This is a genomic window from Virgibacillus profundi (assembly GCF_002287375.1).
GTDB classification, from domain to species: Bacteria; Bacillota; Bacilli; order Bacillales; family Amphibacillaceae; genus Virgibacillus_K; species Virgibacillus_K profundi.
The window spans coordinates 191,078-211,047 of the sequence record NZ_NPOA01000003.1 but is presented as its reverse complement, the minus strand read 5'-3'; the positions used below and the strand labels follow the sequence as shown (position 1 = coordinate 211,047).

The following is a 19,970-nucleotide window of genomic DNA, read 5'->3' as shown; positions in this document are numbered from 1 at the left end:
TAATAGTTCTACCCTATTTTACATAATTGGTGGGGGAAATCAAGCATTACACACTTTTTATTTCTAACCGGATGAATTGAGATCTGAGCTTTCATCTTATAAAAAAAAGGAAGCATAGGATCCTCTCCCATGCTTCCTTCTACTTTAAACTAATTTAGTTTTCTTCGCTGCTTTTTCCCGTTCGCTTTTGTTCAGGATTTTTTTACGCAAACGAATGGATTCCGGTGTTACTTCACAGTATTCATCATCATCCAGGTATTCGATCGCTTCTTCTAGTGACATACTTCTTGTTTTTCGAATAGTTGATGTTTGATCTTTGTTAGCTGATCGGACGTTCGTTAGGTGTTTCTCTTTCGTAATATTAACTGTTAGATCATTCTCACGATTATGCTCTCCAACAATCATACCAGCATAAATATCTGTTCCAGGTTCGATAAAAATAACCCCACGGTCTTCTAGCTGCATAATACCATAGGTCGAAGCTTTACCATTTTCCAAACCTACAAGAACACCTTCACGTCTGCCACCAACTTGTCCTTTCACAACTGGTTCATAGGCATGAAAAGTATGGTTTAAGATACCATAACCATGTGTTTGTGTCATAAACTCAGTTGTATATCCAAGCAATCCTCTTGATGGCACTTTAAATTCCAGGCGTACCTGCCCATTTCCTTGGTTTACCATATCCAGCATTTCGCCTTTTCGTGCACCAAGGGACTCCATTACCGGTCCAGTATAATCTTCAGGAACATCAATTTGAACACGTTCCATTGGTTCACATTTTTGACCATCAATTTCTTTAATAATAACTTTTGGTTTGGAGAGTTGGAGCTCAAAACCTTCTCTGCGCATATTTTCAATTAAAATCGACAAGTGTAATTCGCCACGGCCTGAAACGATCCAGGCATCTGGTGAGTCAGTTGGATCAACGCGAAGACTAACATCTGTTTCCAGCTGTTTTAATAATCTTTCTTCAATTCGTCTGGAAGTAATATATTTACCTTCTTTACCTACAAAAGGACTATTATTAACAACAAACGTCATTTGCAATGTTGGCTCATCAATCCGCAGCATTGGTAAAGCTTCCGGATGATCCTGCGGGCAAATCGTTTCCCCGATATTCAAATCATCCAACCCTGAGATCGCAACAATATCACCGGCTTTTGCTTCCTTGATCTCTATGCGTTTCAGACCATTAAACCCAAAAAGTTTACTAATGCGGAACGATTTTTGTGATCCGTCTTTCTTCAGTACGACAACTTGCTGTCCTACCTTAATCGTACCCCGGACAATCCGGCCAACTCCGATACGTCCCAAATAGTCGTTATAATCAAGTAATGTTACCTGAAATTGCAAAGGTTCATTCTGATTATCAACAGGTGCAGGGATATGCTCAAGTATTGTAGTGAAGATCGGATCCATTGTTTCCTGCTGATCTTCAGGCTCAAGACCTGATGTGCCATTTAATGCAGATGCATAGACAACCGGAAATTCAAGCTGCTCATCATCTGCACCAAGCTCAATAAATAAATCCAATACTTCATCAATTACCTCTGTCGGACGTGCATTCGGACGATCAATTTTATTTAAAACCACAATTGGTGTCAATTTTTGTTCCAATGCTTTTTTTAATACAAAGCGTGTTTGCGGCATTGTTCCTTCATATGCATCCACTACTAATGCTACACCATCAACCATTTTCATAATACGTTCCACTTCACCACCAAAATCTGCGTGTCCTGGTGTATCAAGAATATTGATGGCTGTATCTTTATATTTAACGGCTGTGTTTTTTGCTAAAATCGTAATTCCACGTTCTCTTTCGATATCGCCTGAGTCCATTGCTCTGTCATTTACTTGTTCGTTCTCACGAAAGGTTCCTGAGTATTTCAACAGCTGATCCACAAGTGTTGTTTTACCATGGTCAACGTGAGCAATAATGGCGATGTTACGAATATCTTCTCTTAATTGCATAAACTTTAGCTCCTCTATAATAATAACGACATGAAAACCATCCTATTGTATCACAAAAGGTGTATATTTTACAATTTTTTCATGACTTTTTTTATAAAGATTGATTTTGAGATTAATTTTGAAGCTTACTTGTAAAAGTAATTTCAAAGCTGGCACCACCAAGCTCTGATTTACCAACGGATATTTTTCCACCGGATTGCTCAATAATTGCACGTGCAATGGCCAGTCCCAGACCAGTTTCCCCATTCTTACCTTTTACAAACCGGTGAAAAATATGTGGAATTAATTCTTCGGGAATACCATCTCCATCATCCTCAATCCTAATTGTAATCAGTCTGTCTTTTCGATAAGTAATAATGTTAACCTGACTTTTGGCATGACGGATACCGTTAAAGGTTAAATTCAATAATGCCCTCAGTAGTTTTTCTTTATCAGCAACCAGATTAATATCACTATCTACCTTAGACCCAAGCACGATATCTTTTTCATTTATTAATGGCAATGCCCTGTCCACCACTTGATCGATAAGCAATGACACGTCAATATGTTCCGGCTGATAAGCATTAGCTTCACTATCCAGCTTGGCCAATAAAATCATTTCATTAATGATCATCTTGAGTCGTTTCACTTCCGAAACCATTACTTCCAAGCCCTTTTCTTCATCTTTCTCATCGAATATTTTATCCTTTATCCCCTCTGCATAGCCTTGGATCGTCATTAATGGCGTTTTTAATTCATGACTCGCATTCTGAAAAAAGGTTTGCTGAGAATTCATGTAGCGTTGCAGTTCCTGGGCCATATCATACACACTTTGTTCCACTTCTTTAATTTCCCCAGTTGCTTTAATTCGCTCTATATCATCAAATTGTCTTTTTTCGATCTTTTTTAATTGTCTTTTTAATTGGGAAAGTGGGGTAACTAACTTATTTGTTAAGAAATAACTTAACAGAACTGCTGCCGCTCCCCCGAAAAGGAAAACAACAAGCAAGCGAAGGAAAAAGTTTTGCTGGACAATTTGCAAATCATTCATTGGCGTTAATAGGATCAACTCCAGCCCTGTACTTTCTGGATAGACCATGATTCGTGAAGTTACATATTTATCATTTTGATACTCCCAAAGGTTCTCATTTTCATCAGAAAAATCATTACTTTGGAAAAATCCATTAGCAACAACACTGGACATGGTTGAAAAGAAAACGGTATCCTGATTCCTATCATACATAAACAATTGCAAATCCTGATCCTGCAGAAAATTGCTAAATTCCTGCAGGTCCAATCTTGTACCATATTGTTCATTTAATACATCTACAAGGATGTCACCCTTTTGCCCCAATTGCCTTTGTTCATCCTGAATTAGCATGTCCAAAATCATGGAATAGATGACATAACCGGTAACCGCCATAATAATAAGAAGCAATGTCGTAAATGCAGCATTTAACTGTGATTGAAGTTTCATTACTGACCCTCATTAATTCGTAAGCGGTATCCAAAGCCCCATACCGTTTCCAACGGAATATTTACAAACTTTTTCCTGATTCTTTTGATTAAATCATCCACTGCCCTGTCACTTCCGAAATAACCTTCTCCCCATACTTTTACTAATAATTCTTCTCTGGAAAATGCCCTGTTCGCATTTTCAGCAAATAGCTCAAGCATATCAAATTCCTTTGTCGTTATTTCCTGTTCCTGACCATCCCAAAAAACCCGCCGTTCATTTTTATAAATTAGTAAATGATCAATCTTTATTTTATCCTGTGGTTCAACGGCTTCTTTCATTGGCCGTGATCGTTTAAACAATCGTTTCACGCGTGCGATTAATTCTCTTGGACTAAATGGCTTCGTCAAGTAATCATCCCCGCCTAACTCTAGACCAAGAATCTTGTCGATCTCATCATCCTTCGCTGAAATGATGATAATAGGTACATCACTTTCATTACGTATTTTCCTGCAAAATTCATACCCATCCATCCCCGGAAGCATGATATCAAGGATCCACATATCCGGTGGATCCGTTTCCCATAAATCCCATGCCTTTTCTGCAGATTCTAAAATGGCAACTTCAAACCCTTCCTTTTTTAAATAAGCAGAAACTATATTCTGTATATTCAGATCATCCTCCACGACCCCAATATAATAACGCATCATAATAATCCCCTTCTTTTCCGACTGGTTATAATATTTATTTTACCATAAGGAGAAGCTTCGTTCAGTAGAGCTTATACCTGGTATCCCTAAATAAATATTATTTACACATTTATTCCACAATTATCCCAAATCAATCCCAAAGTGCCTGTTTACAATGTAACTATAGAGCGATACTTCATTTCACAGAATAAATGGTTCTGCCGGAAAGAAGCTTTTGCTTATCAGGTTTCGGGATGTACCTCACAGGGAGACCCCCTTATTCCCCCTTGATGCCCTGTGTTGGTACTTATTTCCCGTTAAACCTGAATTAAATATTTTTATATAAAGGGTGATATCATGGAAAATAATGAAGAAAATCAATCACTTAATCATACAAAAAAACAGGAAATGACAACAAACAATACCGATGAAGAACAACAAGAGAAAACCTTAGACAATGAATTATCAAATGCAGATACAGTAAAAGAAAAACCTAAAAAAAGTAAAAAAGGAAGCAGCGGATTCTTCGGAGGAATTGTCGGAGGGATTATTCCTGCTATTATTGTCGTTTTGCTTTTTACCAGCAATATTATCCCATTAGATAGTTCTAACAATAGTAGTTCTCAAGGCTCTTCAGAGAGTAATACGCCGGATATTGTAAAAACAATGTCCACAGAAGGTGCTGATGTTTCTACAAATATAGAAGAAACATCAGAAGCAGTAGTTGGAGTTATTAATCTTCAAAAACAAAGCGTCTGGACGCAAAGTGAAGAAGCAGGTACCGGATCCGGGATTATCTATAAAAAAGAAAATGGTAAAGCTTATGTCGTAACAAATCAGCATGTAGTTGAAGATGCACAGGAAGTGGAAATTGTTTTAAACGATGATGAAAGAGTTCAGGCCCAGGTTTTAGGCACAGATGAATTAACAGATTTAGCCGTATTGGAAGTTAATGGTGAAAAAATAGATACCGTTGCCAACATTGGTTCATCTGAAAATTTAAAAGTAGGGAAAACAGTAATCGCTATTGGTAATCCTTTAGGAATGAACTTTGCCAATACTGTAACAAAGGGAATTGTTAGTGGATTAAATCGGTCTGTTAGCATCGATACAAATGGGGACAGACAGCCTGATTGGATAACTGAAGTAATCCAGACTGATGCTGCCATTAATCCAGGTAATAGTGGCGGGGCATTGGTTAATAATAATGGTGAAGTAATAGGAATTAACTCCATGAAAATTGCACGACAAGAGGTGGAAGGAATCGGCTTTGCGATCCCAATGGATTCAGCATTACCAATAATGGAGCAGCTTGAAAAAAATGGTGAAATTGAACGACCACTCATTGGTATTAGCACAGCTTCCTTAAATCAGGTACCACCACAATTTCGAAGTGAAATCAGCTTACCTGAAGAAGTTAAAGGCGGAATGGTTATAGCAGAAGTTCAATCAGGTTCCTCGGCTGATGCAGCAGGACTGCAGCAATTTGATGTAATAACAAAAATCAATGGCAATGAAATAACTTCCATTTTGGAATTACGAAAATATTTATATTCCGAAACTGCCATTGGTGAGACGATAGAAATAGAGTTTTATCGTGATGGTAAGATACAAACAGCAGACCTGGAATTACAGGCAAGAGAATAACTTTCAAAGAAGGGTCAAAAGTACCCTTCTATTTTTTTGACTCTATAGATATACTTATCTGGAGATACCTTCCAAATTCTTTTAAAAACTTTCCTGCAAAAAAACAAGGGTTTTCAAATAATTTGTCGAAAGTATCTTTAACAAAGTATGGATAATAATGAAAATGTTATTATCCAAAATATTATAGAGGAAGTGATTACATGCATTGTCCTAATTGCGGACAGCAAACCGAACCCGGAAAGTTCTGTACTAGTTGCGGAGCACAACTAGCACAGGAGGAAACAGCAGCTGCTTCAGATCCGACCGGTAATGCCAAACAAGCGGATTTGTCCCAAATGGAAAGCTCACAGGATGGAGCATCCCAAACTGAACAAAATCCGGCAATGGAGAATCTAAAAAAGGAGGCCTCCAATTTTGGGAACTACTTCATCAGACTATTGAAAGGCCCTGATGAAGGCCAGAAAATGACCGGCAATGAACTAATATCAGGAATAATTACAATGGTTATTTTTTCTTTACTTATATCACTGGGAGGATATCTTATTGCAAATCAAATGCCATTTGCAAACATTTCCTTCCTTGATGGCTTTATAATTCCTTTCCTTCAATTTATTATCTTGTTTGCAGTTTTAACTGCACTCACCTTTGGAGGTAACAAGCTTGCGGCACAATCTTTAACATTCAAAGATGTTGTCGCCAAATTCGGAGCTTACACTGTTCCCTTTTTAGTATTGGCTGTAATTGGAGCTTTGCTAGGATTAATTGGTCTTTCTTTTGCTGGAACCATTATTATTTTAGGTTTAATTGGTCCAATTTTAATTGTACCTACCTTCATTATCCTTGAGCAACCAGCAAATGGTTTCGACCGAATTTATGTATTGCTTGGAATATATATTATTTCTATATTCATTTCCGGATTCCTTATCGAAAGTATGATGGGGATGTTTATGGGTGGAATTTTTGATAGCATGTTTTAGGGGGAGCAAAGGTTTTCGGTGGGGCGAGTAATCGCAGTCCCAGCATGTGTCCGAAGACCCCGCAGAGTGGGTTTCTCGAGGAGGCTAAGGCCGTGCCCTAAGGTCCGTGAAGTTATTCTGACGGAGCGAGTTTTAGCACTCAACCACATTCGCATGATTGAACAATTCACATAAAGGAATTTTCACTGAGTCGTCTATAATATCAATTACCAAGAAATAATATATACCGGCTGTTCTAAAAGGGTTTCATACACTTCCAGGACAGCCGGTATTTTAGGTTTAGCCGAAAAATAAATCAAATATGTTACTGCCCGTTGAGCTTTTCTTATTATAGAACTCGGAATACCTACAGTTTTTACAAAAGACGACAATAAATTGATTATTTTGCACATCAAACATTTTTGATAAGCCAGTTCCGGTCATTGCAACTTCCTTGGAATCAGCTTCCGTACTTCCACATTTTAGACAGCCACTTTTTTCATTCATATTTCTTCCCTCCCAGTGTTAAATACGAAACAAAAGTCAAAATAGTTTCATACCACCAGGAGTTTTTATCGTGAATTCCAAGTTACACCCTCAAACTTTGACCACTCAATTATCTTCTAACTCGTCTTCATATTTATTATGATTCGGTGCAACACCATTGTATTTTCCATCTATATCTGCTGATATAAATCCTTCCACATCTTCAGCAATACCTATATTTTCATCACTATTTGGATACATTTCATCATAATTATCACGATCACCATAAAAGTCTGATGGGGTCTCGGAAGTTCCGTAACGGCTCACTTCCTGCCAGGCATCCTCTGCATCATAGCCTACCTGTTCCTCATTTGTTACCTCATCCGGGTTTATATTTGGACTGAATACTTCTTCCTCAATTGTACGATCTGTCTCAAAAGTATTATTACTGGCATGATCTATACATCGATCGGAAGTTGGCATTGCAACTAATCGTTCGATGGGTATGTCTGCCCCACATTTACCACAAATTCCATAAGTTCCCTCTTCAATGGCGTGAAGGGCTTTATTTATTTCCTCCAGCTCTTTCTCAGCATGTTCATTTAAAGCAACATCCTTTTCTCTTTCAAATAACTCTGTTCCATGATCGGCTGGATGATTATCGTAATTCGACAGCTCCCCTATCGACTCTTTTGCGAACTCCTCTGATAAATCAAAATGATCCTGCATTCGATCGATTAGTTCTGACTGGCGCTTTAATAAAGTAGCTTTACACTGGGATAGTTGCTCGTTCGTGATCATTTTAAGGTCAACCTCCATTAAGTTTAAATGTGTAATTATACTATGTGTAAAAGCCGATATATGATTCCTTATTTCCTCTCCCAAATCATGTCAATATGGGGAATCTCATCCTCTAAATAAGTATTTGAAATCTGCATAAATCCCAAAGAAGAATAAAATTTTGCGAGATGTACCTGTGCCTGAATTCTTATCTGATTTTCATTCCATTCCTGTACTACATATTCAATTGCTTTTAGCATGATTTGCCTTGCATAGCCATTCCCTCGAAATTTCTTCACTACCATGACACGGCCGATGGAAGCTTCCGGATACTTTAAATCCTTTGGTAAAATACGGACATTTGCAGCTATCTCTCCATTTATTATTAAAAAATAATGCATGGACGACTGATCATAATTATCTAACTCAGGATAAAGGCACATTTGTTCTATTAGAAAACTTGGTTGTCACCAAGCCTTTGGGTGACAGCTTTAGTTGCACTTATGCAGTAAGAAAGTATTTTATGCTTCTTAACTGCCAACAAAAACATCTACCCTTTCCTTCAATAGCTGATATAATTCATTATTAGAAAGTTCATCAAATGACTTTATGTACCATTCCATTTAAAAACTCTCCCCTTTTTTATTTTTTACTATACCATGAAAAGGATTTTGCAGTGATATTGTCGAAATGAATATAGTGAAAGGATTTGATATAATGCTTACAGAAAACGCAAAAATAGGCTTCATTGGAACTGGTGTAATGGGAAAAAGCATGGCACAAAATCTACAAAATGCAGGTTACCCATTAACCATTTATACCCGGACAAAGGAAAAAGCCAAAAGCCTGATACACAATGGAGCATCCTGGAAAAGTTCGGTAGCCGAGTTAGCGCAATCAGTTGATATTATAATTACAATGGTTGGCTATCCAGCAGATGTTGAAGAAGTATATTTTGGAAAAGATGGCATACTTGAAAATGCGAAGCCAGACACTTATGTCATTGATATGACAACATCCAATCCTTCTTTAGCAGTGGAAATCTACAAGCAGGCGAAGGATAAAAATATCCATGCACTGGATGCGCCTGTTTCAGGTGGGGATATTGGAGCAAAAAGTGGCAAATTAGCAATTATGACAGGTGGCGAAATTCAAGCTTTTGAAACAGTTTTACCGATATTTAAAACTCTTGGGGAGAATATTATACTCCAGGGAAAAGCAGGTGCAGGCCAGCATACAAAGCTCGCTAACCAAATTACAATTGCATCAAATATGATCGGGGTTTGTGAAGCAATTACTTATGCCAAAAATGCAGGATTAAATCCTGAGCTTGTCCTTGACAGCATTACTACAGGAGCAGCCGGAAGCTGGTCTTTATCAAATCTTGCACCCCGAATGATTAAGGGTGATTATGCACCAGGGTTTTATGTTAAACATTTTATAAAGGACATGGCGATTGCGCTAGAATCTGCCCAGGAAATGGGATTACTGACTCCCGGACTTTCACTTTCTTTAAAGCTTTATAAAGAGGTTGCAGAAAATGGAGAAAATGACAGTGGGACTCAGGCCTTGATTAAACTTTTTGAAAAATAAATTTGCGTATACACTATACGAAAAGGTAAGCTCAGTTGAGGGGGTAATTATAAAAGTTGAGAGATAAAGCAACTAAAGCAACAAAGTTAAGAGAAAGTGGTTAAAAGTTGAGAGAGAATAGTTAAAAGTTAAGAGAAAACATTGAAATTTGCATTTGTCTCTCAACTATGTGAATTTCTCTCTCAACTATTTGTAGCTATCTCTCAACTTTGACTGATTCTTAACATATGCTGCCGAAATCATCCATCACCTCACGAATCAGACTGGAAAAATTACTTATCCCGATTTTCTATCATTTCCTGGACAACAAAAGCCAAATCATCATTTCCAAAAAGCTGCAATACATGAAGCACAGTTTGATCAGGGATTTCATCTGATTCCTTTTTAGGAACAGTTAATTCCAGTGCTTCTGTTAAAGTGTCATTCTTCGACTGCCCCGGATATGCCTTTTCATAAAGTGTAGTAGGATCGAGGTCATTATTGATACACCATTGCGCATAAATTAATACCATCATTCTCTCATCATTTTGATAGTTCTCAATTACTTGTTTTTCCATTTCCTTCTTATCCATTCTATTCACCAACTTTTTGCAGCATAAATACCCACATAAATGTCAATGCCTGCTTCAGCTCTAAAGGCAAATCCTTATGATGTTCTTTTACGCCTTCTTTATAAACACCAAAACCATCCATATATTCCAAATTGTTTTCTTTAGTAAGCTTACCAAATTCCCATGGCATCATCGTATTGCAAATAGAACTTTCTCCATATAGACGCGGGTAACTATTTGTTCTTGGCCCTGCTGTTGGACCCAATAACCCTACACATAGAAGTCCATTCTTTTTCACAACACGCCGCAATTCCTTTATTGCAACAAGAGGATTCTCTGTCCATTCCAGGACATTAATAGACATTATTCCATCAAAACTCCCAGTTTCAAATGGCAACTCTGACACATCTCCCTGAAGAAAAGAAATCTGTTCATTACCTGGTTGCTTTTTCGCAAGGGAAATCATCTCACCGGATAGATCAACACCTGTTACATCATAACCTGAACCATGCAATTTATAGGATCCATATCCGTCACCACAGCCAACATCCAGAATCCTGCTTCCCTTTACCAGATGATTTTCAATAAATGGGATGATATCCTTCCTACTTCCATTATCCCACATATTCTTGCTTTTTCGATTCCAAAAGTCTGCCCGATTATCCCACTTAGTTTCAGCTTCATTTTTCCAATTAAACGATGTTGACATGTTAATCTCCTCCAACGATAAAGCTCTTAACAATTTCGACACTTCACTTGAAAAACCTCTATGATAACAAAAAAAGGTTTACCTCAATTGAGATAAACCTTTTAAATCATCTATTATAGACGAGTAACGTTAGCTGCTTGTGGTCCGCGGTTACCTTCAACGATTTCGAATTCAACATCTTGACCTTCTTCAAGCGTTTTGAAACCTTCAGATTGGATAGCTGAGAAATGTACGAATACATCGTCGCCATCTTCACGCTCGATGAAACCAAAACCTTTTTCTGCATTAAACCATTTTACTTTACCAGTCATTAAAATGACCTCCTTATACAAATATCGTGCAAAGTAATTGAATCATAAATACTTTTACACCACTTTGATAAAGAGATCGTAAAGTATTATTCAAACTTCAATTTCCTTTTGCTTCTTTAACTTTAACCTTTTATGAAATAAAATGCAAGTAAATCCGAATTTATTTTTATTAAAATAGGAATAAGGACAAAAAACCATGTTTATTCCTATAAAACAGTGGATTATTCATGTTTTTTAATTTCATTATATCTCCGTTTTTGCCGATAACCATAAGTTATATCCCTTACCAATTCCTCATTTTCCATTCCTGCACCAATTGCGCCGGCGATTGTGGATATGGAAGTGGCCAGCCAGGCAAGTCTTAAATACTGGATGATTCCAGGGTTCTCTGTAAATTCAAGAGCACTCTTAAAAACTTCAGGAGGGATTAACACAAGGGTCACTATTAAAAATAGGATTAACAAAATGAAATAATAAGTTATTACTGAGAAAAACAAAGTGAAAAATGTTGTCAGATTATACAAATGCCTCAGACCTTTTTCATTTCTTGTAGATGGCCGTTCCCATAAATTATGTGTAGCGATAATCCAGGTAATCAATAAACTGATTGCCGCAACCATTAAACCACTTAGCCTTCCAGTACTCAGGATGATGCTTAATTTCCACATCGTAGTAAAAATAAGGCCAAAAGCACCAGTGGTAAAAGCAATCGCAATAACCTTTTTGAAAGATGTCATGATACTCATTGGCCGATTGGATTGAGTCATCCCAATTAACAGCCGGATTTTCCCATTAATCCTTGGTATAACCAGGTAGCGGAAATCAACATCTTTTGGAATTTCGGAGGGTTTGATTCGTTTTACCATGAGTAACGGAAATTGTTTTTCGAGCTGATTGTGTTGTTGCAACCGCTCATCTTTTTCAGGGTTTTTGCCATGGACATTACTAGAATAATAAACCAGCTCTTTCAAAATATGGACGATGGCATTTTTAATTGCACTACGAAAGGGCAGCCAGCCAAACGCAGGAATGGAAATCTGGGCTATGTTATTCTTATAGCAAGTATCTGCGGCAACAACTTCTTTTCCATAGAATATTGGCAAGTCTGTTAGGCATATGGCGAAATCCCAGGACTTATCGTTTCGAATTATCATTGCTTCATCCAGAATATCATCAACATCTTCGGCTGAACCGGAAAGCGGATCAATGATCATTTCAATTTTCCAGGAGATTGTTTCATCGATTTTCTCAGCAAATAAAGCAGCTAACTTGTCCATTGAGTTTTTGGCAATTTCAGCTGGCAATTCTGGTGCGGCAATCAGCCCGACAGATATTTCTTTTTCCATTCCCGCTGTCTCCTTCTCTTTTAAAACTAATAGCTTTTCTGCTCAGACTTCTCTTCTTCTTTTTCTATTTCATAATAGCGTTGTTTTTGTCTATAGGAATAGGTAATATCACGGATCTTTTCTTTGTTTTCAACACCTGTTCCAATAGCACCGGCAAGTGTTCCAAGTGAAGTTATCAGCCAGACTAACCCAAAATAGTATACAAGGGACGGATCTTCATCTAATCCAGTCCATGCCTTGAAAAGCTCTGGCGGGACAAATAGGGCAATCGCAATTAAAAAGAAGAAAAATAATAGACAATAGTTAATCACAACTATTGCACCAAGGGTAATAAATGTTGTCCAATTATATAAATCGCGCCAGCGTTTTTCCCCTTTTTCAGTTGCCTTTTCCCATAGATCATGTGAAAAAATTACCCAGATAATTGTTCCAAGAATAGCTAACATCATTAAAGCAATAAATCGGTAAGGTGTATATGCAATACTTAGCTTCCAAGGTGTTGAAAAAATTGCAATATATGATCCTGTTGCAAAGGAAAGTGTGGTTAACTTATTAAACGAAAACAAAGCTGTCCATGGACGGTTCGCAAATGTCATTCCCAAAAGCACTCTAAGGCGACTAAGTACAGGTGATTTCATCATATATCGAATATCCACATGCTCTTTTTCTGCAGATGTATCTACTCGTTTCGTCAGAGATAAAGAGGATTGTTTCATTTTTTTAATTAAATTACTTTTTTTGCGGACAGGCTTCAGTTGAGTAACATCTGCTGCAAATGAATTCTCTGGAGAAAACTGACAATACAACTCTGCCATCATTTTGATAATAGCCTGTTTAATTCTTCTTCGCATTGGCATGCAACCAAATGTAGGAATGGAGATTTGAGCCACACTATTTTTCACACTGGCATCTGCCATTACCAGATGTTTGCCGGAATAAAGTGGCAGATCTGTCAGGCATATAGCATAGTTCCAGTCATTTTCTTTTTTTATATTTCCTACTTTCCCCAGAATTTCATTTGTATTTTCAGCAACTCCAATAAGTGGATCCACAAGTGTTTCAATCTTCCATGATACATTCTTATCAATGGAGTCAGACAGGAAATCAGATAGTTCACCTTTAAGATCCTGAGCAATATCAGCTGGTAAGTTTGGTGCAGAGATAATGCCTACAGCCACAGATTCCATATATCCTGCCTCCAATCATCTATATGGAGAAAATATTTGTTGAATAATGTATTTACTCGAATTTGTATTCCCTGTTTTTAAGTTTGGAAAACGAATATTTCATCTACTTTTCCAGTCAAGAATTCCTGAGAAATATTTTATTTTAGATTAATCCAAGCCTCAAGAAGAAATTACGCTATAAATTTCCTTTTGATATACCTTGTAAAAGTTGATATAATATCCTTTGTGCAAGATTATAAATTAATATCAAACCCCAAACATTTGTATCTTGCAAATATAAATGACAGGTGGTAAACAACATGGAAAGCAATAAAAATTATCAGGTTTTATTGTATTATAACTATGTGCATATTGATGATCCTGAAGAATATTCGGGAGAACATCTTCAATTTTGCAAGGATTTAGAATTAAAGGGCAGGATTCTAGTAGCCCGTGAAGGAATCAACGGTACCGTTTCCGGAACGGTTGAACAGACAACCAAATATATGGAAGCAATGCACAACGATCCGCGTTTTGCTGACATGGTATTTAAAATTGATGATCATGATGGTCATGCATTTAAGAAAATGCACGTACGTCCACGTAAGGAATTAGTGACACTTCGTCTGGAAGATGACATCAATCCTTTACAGACAACTGGACAACATTTATCTCCAAAGGAATTTTTCGAGGCAATGCAGGACGATGATACTGTTGTTATTGATGCCCGGAATGATTATGAATATGATTTAGGTCATTTTCGTGGAGCAATTCGTCCAGACATTGAAACATTCCGTGATTTACCGGATTGGATCAGGGAAAACAAAGATCAAATCAATGGTAAGCAAGTTTTGACATACTGTACTGGTGGAATCCGCTGTGAGAAGTTTTCAGGCTGGCTGCTTGAAGAGGGTTTCGAAAATGTCGGTCAGCTACATGGTGGTATCGTATCATACGGAAAAGACCCGGAAGTTCAGGGTGAATTATGGGATGGGCAATGCTATGTATTTGATGAGCGTATCTCTGTACCAATCAATCGAAAAGAACACGTTGTAGTCGGTGTAGATTATTTTGATGGACAGCCATGCGAACGTTATATAAATTGCGCCAACCCGGATTGTAACGAACAAATACTCTGCTCTGAGGAAAATGAGCATAAATATATGCGAGGCTGCACCCATGGATGTCGCGTCAGCCCACGGAATATGTATGTAAAAGAACATGATTTATCACAGGCAGAAATAGAAGAACGGCTTGAACTGCTTGGTGAAAGCATGAAACAAGAAGCATAAAATGGAAGACGACCCTTCAGTGGTCGTCTTTTTATTTTGACATGGAAGGCTTCCGTTGCTATTCTTTTCTTAAAGGAGGCATATTCACATGAGTGTTTATGATTTTTCTGCAAAAACAATGCTGGGTGATGAAAAATCACTCGCAGAACACAAAGGAAAAGTATTATTAATTGTGAATACAGCAAGCGAATGCGGGTTTACTCCACAATTTGAAGGTTTACAAAAGTTTTTTGAAACGTATAAGGATCAGGAATTTGAAGTACTTGGGTTTCCCTGCAACCAATTCAATCATCAGGATCCCGGTACAGATGCGGAAATCTCTCATTTTTGTCAAAACAACTATGGTGTAACTTTTCAAATGTATCGTAAAATAGATGTAAAAGGTGAAAATGCTCACCCTCTGTTTGTTTATCTGACAAGTGAAGCCAAAGGAATGTTAACAGATCAGATCAAATGGAATTTCACAAAGTTCCTAATCAATAGAGATGGTGAAGTTATCAATAGATATGCACCGCAAACGAAACCGGAAAGTATTGAAAAGGATATTGAAAAGGCTTTACAATCATAATTTTTTAATTACTGAGCAGTTTTAGCGCAAGATGTGATGGAGTTGAGAGAAGAGCTGCTGAACTTGAGAGATAATTTAGAATAGTTGAGAGACAGCTTCCGAAAGTTGAGAGATAAGTGCATCTGTTTGTTTATCTCTCAACTTTATTAGTTTATCTCTCAACTTGAGCTTTTATCTCTCAACTTTTTCAATTCCTGATCAGCTTTCACATAAAAAACGAGCGCATCTACCGGCGCTCGTTTTTAAAAATCAATATGCTTTTGCCCAAATTACTAATTCTTTTGCTTCTTTTCCACAGCATACACATGTATCAGCTACTGTTTCCTGTTCAAACGGGATACAACGTGATGTTGCTGTTGTTTCCTCTTTAATCTTCTCTTCACATGCATTATCCCCGCACCACATTGCTTTGATAAATCCTGTTTTTTGTTCAAGCGTTTGTTTGAATTCATCCATATTCTTAGCAACTGAGGTTTTCTCATTGCGATGCGCCAGTGCTTTATCAAATAAGTTCTGCTGAATTTCATCCAACAGAGCTGGCAGGCGATTTTCAAGATCATTCAATGCAACAAATTCTTTTTCTCCTGTATCACGACGTACCAGTACTACCTGTTCTTTCTCGATATCCTTAGGTCCCATTTCAACACGTACAGGAATACCCTTCATCTCGTATTCATTGAATTTCCAACCAGGCATTTTATCACTTGCATCGATATCAACTCGAACAAGATCCTTTAATCGGTCACGCAAATCATAGGCTTTATCGAGAACTCCCTCTTTATGCTGTGCGATTGGTACAATCATCGCTTGCGTTGGAGCAATCCTTGGTGGTACCACCAGGCCTCGATTGTCGCCATGCACCATAATCAAAGCCCCCATTATACGTGTCGAGAATCCCCACGAAGTTTGATGTACAAACTGACTTTCACCATTTTCATCCAGATAGGTAATGTCAAATGCTTCTGCAAATCCTAAGCCAAAATGATGTGAAGTTCCTGATTGTAACGCTTTTCCATCATGCATCAAGGCCTCAATAGTTAATGTGTATTTGGCACCTGCAAACTTTTCCTTTTCCGTTTTACGTCCACGAAGAACAGGAATTGCTAAATAATCCTCTACTAAGTCTGCATAAACGCCAAGCATTCTATCCGTTTCCTGGGCCGCATCTTCATCCGTTGCATGTGCTGTATGTCCTTCCTGCCAGTGAAATTCAGAAGAACGCAGGAACGGACGGGTTGTTTTCTCCCAGCGCACCACATTTGTCCATTGGTTGTACAGCTTTGGCAGGTCTCTGTAAGAATGGATATTTTTCGAATAGTAATCACTGAAAAGCACTTCAGATGTTGGCCGGAATGCAAGACGTTCTGCAAGTTTATCATCACCACCATGAGTTATCCAAGCCACCTCCGGAGCAAATCCTTCCACATGATCTTTCTCTTTTTGCAAAAGGCTTTCCGGAATAAATACTGGGAATGCTACATTGGAATGTCCAGTTTCTTTAATTTTATAGTCTAACTCATCCTTAATGTTTTCCCAGATGGCAAAGCCGTATGGCTTAATGATCATTGTTCCTCTGACTAATCCATATTCAACTAAATCCGCCTGTTTGACCACATCTGTATACCATTGGGCAAAATCATCTTCCATCGCTGTAATTTTTTCGACAAATTGCTTGTTTTTCTTACCCATACGAAACACCTCTTTATAATAATATTATTTTTTTAAACACAAAAAATCCCCGCATCCTAAAAGGGACCGAGGTCTGGTGGTACCACCCTTGTTTGCAGGGAACATATAATCCTTGCACACTTAGCTTGATAACGGTAATAAACCGCGCACATCTTATAGTAAAAAGCATTTTACCGATGGCGAACTCAGAAGGCAGGTTCCAATTTGTGTCTTTGGAAATTCCCAGCAGCCATTTCCTCTCTTAAAAAGACAAACAAATTATACTAATCCTCATCAACGTTTCCTATATATTCTTTAATATATATTGATATCAAAGTAAAGTCAACTTTGACTCTAAAACGCCTTTTCATAGATGGAAAAAGCATCTTCTCCTTCACCAACATGTCCGGAGAATGTATAACCTGCTTTATCATAAAATTTATTTAGAAAAGAATTATTGGCAATACAATCCAATCTTAGAAAGCCTTCCTTCAGTTGAATATTTTCATCCATCCATACCAGAACTTTCCTGCCGATTTGCTTGTTATGATGTGCTTTATGTACAGCTAATCTGTGGATGTAATACGCATTATCATCTCTTTTTCCCCACATGGCAACATCCCAGGCATTCTGTACACCGGTGAAATTAAAAGTAGCTACTAAATCACCTTCCAAATTTTCAACGACATAGGTTATGCCATCCTGTATATCTTCCAAAACTTCCCCAACTTCCACTTCATTATGCAAGTGCTCCCATTGGGAAATACCTTTGCCCCGCAACCAAACCGCAGCATCACGCAAAACTTGAAAAACGGCAGAGCTATCTGAGGTTACTGCTTTTCTTACTTTATAATTTTCAAATGTATGATTCATAAAAAGTTCCAAAACTTATTCACCTCTATTATTCTTTTTACGTACCACTTGTAACAATTCCACAACCTCTAATTGTTCCAAGCATCTCTCTTCTCATGCTAAAAAGCCTGCAGAAAATAGCATTTTCCTCTACAAGCTTTTATTATCTATACTACTGTCGCACCTAATGTATTCGTAAAATGTCCCAATGCCCATTCATGCCCTGCCCTATTAAAACTTGCAACTGCATCTTTATGAATAACAATCTTAAATCCTTTATTATATGCATCTATTGCCGTGTGCAGTACACAAATATCTGTGCAAACCCCTATAATATGAACTTCATTTATTCCACGTTCCCGGAGTTTAATCTCCAGGTCGGTACCGGCAAATGCACTATAACGAGTTTTATCATAATAATAGACATTATCATGACCATTAATTTCCTCGTAAACATCAGCAAGCTTTCCGTACAAATCACGGCCTGAGGTACCTATAATATTATGTGGTGGAAATAATGCGGATTCAGGATGAAGCCTGTCTCCTTTTTCGTGTGCATCAATCGCAAAGACAACATAGTCGCCCGCTTCATCAAATTCTTTTGTTATCGAAACGATTTTATCTTCGATGGCCTGTCCTGGTTCACCACATGTAAGGTTTCCGTTTTCCGCAACAAAATCATATGTGTAATCAACATTAAGTAATGCCCGTTTCCCCATATTAGATCACCTTATTCATCTTTTCTTTTTTGCGCTAATGGATCAAAACCATCGCCTGTCATTTTAAAGGATTCATTTCCTTCATTTAATTCTGCCACAAAAACATCCCAATTCGCTGCATTTACTGCAATTAAGAATAACCGATCCAATACATCCAGATCCTGTATCCCCATAATTTTCTCATGGATTTCATCTGATAAATGACCAAATCGCATGTGAACTAAACCTAATAAATCTTCCTTTTCGGCTTTTGTAACTGTATCATGACGGTGATCATGCTCGTGTTCATGTTCGTGATCCACGCATATACCTCCTAGAATATTAATCGCTTTCAATTACAGTGTAACAGATTGAGCTCGAGTTTTTCCAAAATTAAGTAAGTTTATTCACTTTAATTTTATGTGCTTCTCCGTATTTCCGTTCTGCCGCATGGTAAGTAGGTCCAACCATTTCCGTGTAGGAAAATCCATGTTCAATCGCTGTTGTTACAAAGTTTTTTGCCAGGAGTACAGCTTCAGTAACAGGCTTGCCTTTGGCTAAGTTCGCAGCTATTGCTGCTGAATATGTACATCCAGCTCCACTTGTATTAACTGTATCAATTCTTGGTGCTTCATAAACTGTTATCGTCTCACCATCATACAGCACGTCAACTGCAGGTCCTTGAAGTCTGCCACCCTTGACCAAAACATAATTTGCGCCTAAATGATGCAAATCAATAGCGGCCTGTTTTAAATCATCGACACTACTCAACTCTCTCCCATCCAATAAAAAGGATGCTTCGGGAATATTTGGTGTAATGATGGTAGCCAGTGGTATTAGGTTGTTTTTTAATGCTTCGATTGCATCATCCTCCAGAAGTTTTGAATCCAGTTTTCCAACCATAACAGGATCAACAACAATATTATCAATCGATGCATGTTTTATTAACTTTGCTACCATTTCGATAACGTCTTTTGAAAACAACATCCCCGTTTTTAAACCATCTGCACCAACTTGTTTCATTGCTGTAGAAAACTGCGCCTCAATTGCTTCCAACGTTTGAGGATGTACATTTTTATTTGTTTCAGGATGTCTTCCAACAATAGCTGTAACAACACTCATTCCATATACATCCAATTCCTGAAATGTTTTTAAATCTGCCTGAATTCCGGCACTTCCACCTGCTGCCGAACCCGCAATCGTGATAACTCGTGATGGATAATTCATTATAGCAATACCTCTCTTCGAA

At 37.8% G+C, this 19,970-nt stretch carries 21 protein-coding genes and 1 other annotated feature; of the genes, 5 read left to right on the top strand and 16 right to left on the bottom strand.

From position 1 onward, the window contains the following. Positions 1-144 precede the first annotated feature (144 nt). From typA to CIL05_RS05960, 3 genes are all read right to left on the bottom strand, one after another. Positions 145-1,974 carry a translational GTPase TypA gene (gene typA / locus CIL05_RS05970; RefSeq protein ID WP_095654610.1) on the bottom strand — a complete coding sequence of 610 codons (1,830 nt, stop codon included), beginning with the start codon at positions 1,972-1,974 and terminating at the stop codon, positions 145-147. Positions 1,975-2,086: 112 nt separating this feature from the next. Next, positions 2,087-3,430, bottom strand: a complete 1,344-nt coding sequence (locus tag CIL05_RS05965; protein ID WP_095654609.1) for a sensor histidine kinase — start codon at positions 3,428-3,430, stop codon at positions 2,087-2,089. Next, positions 3,430-4,116 carry a response regulator transcription factor gene (locus CIL05_RS05960; RefSeq protein ID WP_095654608.1) on the bottom strand — a complete coding sequence of 229 codons (687 nt, stop codon included), beginning with the start codon at positions 4,114-4,116 and terminating at the stop codon, positions 3,430-3,432. Before CIL05_RS05960 ends, CIL05_RS05965 begins: the two co-directional genes overlap by 1 nt. A gap of 339 nt (positions 4,117-4,455) precedes the next feature. Here CIL05_RS05960 and CIL05_RS05955 point away from each other — a divergent pair, with 339 nt between their 5' ends. Continuing rightward, positions 4,456-5,745, top strand: coding sequence for a S1C family serine protease (locus CIL05_RS05955; protein WP_095654607.1), 1,290 nt, complete (start codon positions 4,456-4,458; stop codon positions 5,743-5,745). A gap of 200 nt (positions 5,746-5,945) precedes the next feature. Continuing rightward, positions 5,946-6,722, top strand: coding sequence for a zinc ribbon domain-containing protein (locus CIL05_RS05950; protein WP_095654606.1), 777 nt, complete (start codon positions 5,946-5,948; stop codon positions 6,720-6,722). Positions 6,723-7,001: 279 nt separating this feature from the next. Here the strand turns inward: CIL05_RS05950 and CIL05_RS05945 are convergent, their stop codons facing one another. The 3 genes from CIL05_RS05945 to CIL05_RS05935 form a co-directional block, all read right to left on the bottom strand. Beyond that, entirely contained in the window at positions 7,002-7,208 is a 207-nt protein-coding gene (locus CIL05_RS05945; RefSeq protein WP_095654605.1) for a zinc ribbon domain-containing protein, read from the bottom strand. A 105-nt stretch (positions 7,209-7,313) separates the two neighbouring features. Beyond that, positions 7,314-7,988 (bottom strand): TraR/DksA C4-type zinc finger protein, encoded by a 675-nt coding sequence (locus tag CIL05_RS05940; RefSeq protein ID WP_095654604.1) that lies wholly within the window; start codon positions 7,986-7,988, stop codon positions 7,314-7,316. Between the two features lie 68 nt (positions 7,989-8,056). Then, positions 8,057-8,410 carry a GNAT family N-acetyltransferase gene (locus CIL05_RS05935; protein WP_338066924.1) on the bottom strand — a complete coding sequence of 118 codons (354 nt, stop codon included), beginning with the start codon at positions 8,408-8,410 and terminating at the stop codon, positions 8,057-8,059. A 274-nt stretch (positions 8,411-8,684) separates the two neighbouring features. Here CIL05_RS05935 and CIL05_RS05930 point away from each other — a divergent pair, with 274 nt between their 5' ends. Next, positions 8,685-9,560, top strand: a complete 876-nt coding sequence (locus tag CIL05_RS05930; protein ID WP_095654603.1) for an NAD(P)-dependent oxidoreductase — start codon at positions 8,685-8,687, stop codon at positions 9,558-9,560. Between the two features lie 272 nt (positions 9,561-9,832). Here the strand turns inward: CIL05_RS05930 and yxiS are convergent, their stop codons facing one another. The 5 genes from yxiS to CIL05_RS05905 all read right to left on the bottom strand — a co-directional run bounded on the left by yxiS (position 9,833) and on the right by CIL05_RS05905 (position 13,664). Next, on the bottom strand, positions 9,833-10,132 hold the full coding sequence (gene yxiS, locus CIL05_RS05925; protein WP_095654602.1) for a protein YxiS: 300 nt from the start codon (positions 10,130-10,132) through the stop codon (positions 9,833-9,835). A gap of 1 nt (position 10,133) precedes the next feature. After that, on the bottom strand, positions 10,134-10,820 hold the full coding sequence (locus CIL05_RS05920; RefSeq protein WP_095654601.1) for a class I SAM-dependent methyltransferase: 687 nt from the start codon (positions 10,818-10,820) through the stop codon (positions 10,134-10,136). A gap of 113 nt (positions 10,821-10,933) precedes the next feature. After that, positions 10,934-11,131 (bottom strand): cold shock domain-containing protein, encoded by a 198-nt coding sequence (locus tag CIL05_RS05915; protein ID WP_095654600.1) that lies wholly within the window; start codon positions 11,129-11,131, stop codon positions 10,934-10,936. Positions 11,132-11,352: 221 nt separating this feature from the next. Next, entirely contained in the window at positions 11,353-12,477 is a 1,125-nt protein-coding gene (locus tag CIL05_RS05910; protein ID WP_095654599.1) for a 5,10-methylene-tetrahydrofolate dehydrogenase, read from the bottom strand. A 26-nt stretch (positions 12,478-12,503) separates the two neighbouring features. Then, a complete protein-coding gene (locus CIL05_RS05905; protein ID WP_095654598.1) occupies positions 12,504-13,664 on the bottom strand; it encodes a hypothetical protein in 1,161 nt (386 codons plus the stop codon). Positions 13,665-13,963: 299 nt separating this feature from the next. Between CIL05_RS05905 and trhO the strand changes: the two genes are divergently transcribed. Both trhO and CIL05_RS05895 read left to right on the top strand, forming a co-directional pair. Beyond that, on the top strand, positions 13,964-14,935 hold the full coding sequence (trhO, locus tag CIL05_RS05900) for an oxygen-dependent tRNA uridine(34) hydroxylase TrhO (protein ID WP_095654597.1): 972 nt from the start codon (positions 13,964-13,966) through the stop codon (positions 14,933-14,935). A gap of 88 nt (positions 14,936-15,023) precedes the next feature. Next, positions 15,024-15,503 carry a glutathione peroxidase gene (locus CIL05_RS05895; protein ID WP_095654596.1) on the top strand — a complete coding sequence of 160 codons (480 nt, stop codon included), beginning with the start codon at positions 15,024-15,026 and terminating at the stop codon, positions 15,501-15,503. Positions 15,504-15,752: 249 nt separating this feature from the next. On the opposite strand, the gene proS is transcribed toward CIL05_RS05895, so the two are convergent. The 5 genes from proS to thiD all read right to left on the bottom strand — a co-directional run bounded on the left by proS (position 15,753) and on the right by thiD (position 19,948). Then, positions 15,753-17,192 (bottom strand): proline--tRNA ligase, encoded by a 1,440-nt coding sequence (gene proS, locus CIL05_RS05890; protein ID WP_095654595.1) that lies wholly within the window; start codon positions 17,190-17,192, stop codon positions 15,753-15,755. 58 nt (positions 17,193-17,250) lie between these two features. After that, positions 17,251-17,478 (bottom strand) — a binding site (T-box leader). A gap of 47 nt (positions 17,479-17,525) precedes the next feature. Continuing rightward, a complete protein-coding gene (locus tag CIL05_RS05885; protein WP_240510127.1) occupies positions 17,526-18,056 on the bottom strand; it encodes a GNAT family N-acetyltransferase in 531 nt (176 codons plus the stop codon). A gap of 134 nt (positions 18,057-18,190) precedes the next feature. After that, positions 18,191-18,742, bottom strand: coding sequence for a cysteine hydrolase family protein (locus CIL05_RS05880; RefSeq protein WP_095654594.1), 552 nt, complete (start codon positions 18,740-18,742; stop codon positions 18,191-18,193). A gap of 11 nt (positions 18,743-18,753) precedes the next feature. Further along, entirely contained in the window at positions 18,754-19,044 is a 291-nt protein-coding gene (locus tag CIL05_RS05875; RefSeq protein WP_095654593.1) for a hypothetical protein, read from the bottom strand. 70 nt (positions 19,045-19,114) lie between these two features. Further along, positions 19,115-19,948, bottom strand: coding sequence for a bifunctional hydroxymethylpyrimidine kinase/phosphomethylpyrimidine kinase (gene thiD / locus CIL05_RS05870; protein WP_095654592.1), 834 nt, complete (start codon positions 19,946-19,948; stop codon positions 19,115-19,117). Positions 19,949-19,970: the final 22 nt, after the last annotated feature.